Here is a 1429-nt window from a genome sequence, read left to right as displayed (position 1 = left end):
GGTTGCGAAGCCAACCCCATCACCTCCAACCGCGAACGCCACGCCCGCCATGACCGACGATACGATTCCGCCCTTCTCGTTTCCAGCCATTCACGCCAAGAAAGTCACAGCTGCCTTCGATGGTGGGCGCCTAACCTCGAACGGGGGCGTGATGCTTCTGGCGATGGCCGAGCGGCGTCTCGGCTTGGCCGACAATCTGGCCCGGGTGTTCCCGGATCGGCGCGATCCGACGCGGGTCGTGCACAGCCTGGTCGATATGTTCCGCGCGCGCATGTTCGCGATCTGCTGCGGCTACGAGGACGCCGACGACCTCGATCATCTGCGGTCCGATCCCGCATTCAAGCTGGCCTGCGGACGGCTGCCGGACACGGGCCGCGATCTGTGTTCCCAACCGACGCTGTCGCGGCTGGAGAATGCTCCGCGCCTGCGCGACGTGATCCGGCTGACCTACATTTTGGTCGACGCATGGATGGATAGCTACCCGCGCGAGCCGGCATCCGTCACGCTCGACATCGATGATACCTGCGACGTCGTCCACGGCCATCAGCAGCTCTCGCTGTTCAACGCTCATTATGACGAACGCTGCTTCCTGCCGATCCACGTCTACGACACGGAGAAGAGCCGGCCCGTGGCCGTCGTGCTGCGGCCCGGCAAGACGCCGGGCGGCGTCGAGGTGCGTGCCCATCTGCGCCGCCTGGTACGGCATATCCGGACGCGATGGCACAACACGCAAATTACGTTCCGTGGCGACGGGCACTATGCCCGGCCGGAGGCCATGGCGTGGTGCGAGACCAACGGCATCGACTACATCTTCGGTCTGTCCGGCACCAAGCCTCTCGCCAGAAAAGTCGACGAGGTCGCCGACGACATCCGCACGCGACGCGCCATCGAGAACCTGCCGGTTCTGCGTGGCTATACCGAGACGCGCCACAAGGCAAAGTCCTGGGATCGCGAACGGCGCACTGTCGCCCGTATTGAGGCGACGATGCTCGGCCTCGACATCCGTTTCGTCGTCACCAGCCTCGATGTCGGCTCGGCCGAGTGGATCTACGACAGCCTGTATTGCGCGCGCGGCCAAGCCGAGAATCTGATCAAGCTGCATAAGACGCAGCTCGCCTCCGATCGCACCAGCTGCCGTTCGGCGCTCGCCAACCAGGTCCGTCTCGTGCTCCATACGGCCGCTTATTGGCTGATGCTGACCGTGCGCGACGCCATTCCCAAAGCCCGGGAATTGGCCACTGCCGAGTTCGCGACGCTGCGTCTTCGTCTCTTGAAACTCGCTGCCCGTGTGGTCGAGACCACGAGCCGCATTCGCCTTGCGTTTGCCGCGGCATGTCCCGAAGCCGACCTGATCTGCGGCTTGCCCGGCGCGCTGCTGCCGCTCGGTCCTTGACCGGCGGGGCGTCCGCCCCCGTTCGCCCAACCCATC

Annotated in this window: 1 protein-coding gene; it reads left to right on the top strand. The window is 65.2% G+C overall.

Features of this window, described 5'->3' with window-relative positions; genetic code table 11:
- Nucleotides 1–49 precede the first annotated feature (49 nt).
- The gene (locus JQ567_RS37915; protein WP_212443535.1) at nt 50–1393 is read left to right on the top strand and encodes an IS1380-like element ISBdi2 family transposase; all 1344 of its coding nucleotides are present in this window, start codon (nt 50–52) and stop codon (nt 1391–1393) included.
- Nucleotides 1394–1429 lie beyond the last annotated feature (36 nt).

The sequence above is a fragment of the Bradyrhizobium sp. AUGA SZCCT0431 genome (assembly GCF_018131065.1).
GTDB lineage: Bacteria > Pseudomonadota > Alphaproteobacteria > Rhizobiales > Xanthobacteraceae > Bradyrhizobium.
The sequence above is the reverse complement of the archived record's forward strand: the minus strand, read 5'-3'. Positions and strand labels throughout refer to the sequence as shown.